Origin of the sequence: Pseudomonas sputi, assembly GCF_021603585.1 — a bacterium.
Taxonomy (GTDB): domain Bacteria; phylum Pseudomonadota; class Gammaproteobacteria; order Pseudomonadales; family Pseudomonadaceae; genus Aquipseudomonas; species Aquipseudomonas sputi.
Genome location: NZ_BQHI01000072.1, coordinates 1 through 452, shown reverse-complemented (window position 1 = coordinate 452; position 452 = coordinate 1). Strand labels below are relative to the sequence as shown.

Sequence of the window (452 nt, the reverse complement as noted above, 5' to 3'; positions counted from 1 at the left end):
CGGGGCGATCCTGCAGCAGCAGGTTGCCGGCCGGGTCGTGGGCGAAGTTTTCCGGCACATCGTCGCGGGTGTGGCGCACGCGGATCAGCCGGTCGAGGGCGTCGTAGGTGTAGCTGCGCTGGCCGTGTCGGGTGTCGGCGATGTGCTCGAGATTGCCGTTGGCGCTGTAGGTAAAGTCGCGGCGGTACAGCGCGCTGCGTTGATGGCCTACGGCGTGGGACTTCAAGCGGCCCTGTTCGTCGTAGGCATATTCGCTGAGCAGCAGGCCTTGCTGGCGCTGCTGTTCGCGGCCGTTCTGGTAGACGTGACGGGTGAGCAAGGCGCCGTTGAGGTCGATCGCAGTCAGCGCCCCGCCCTTGGCGTAGTGGTAGTCGAGCTTGCTGTTGTCCGGCAGACGCAGGCGGGTGAGTTGGCCGCAGGCGTCGTAGGTGTAGCGCAGGGTGCCCCAGCCC

General features: G+C 67.0%; 1 pseudogene. It reads right to left on the bottom strand.

From position 1 onward, the window contains the following. Positions 1-452: pseudogene (locus tag L6D81_RS29340) on the bottom strand (RHS repeat protein); the annotation flags it as partial.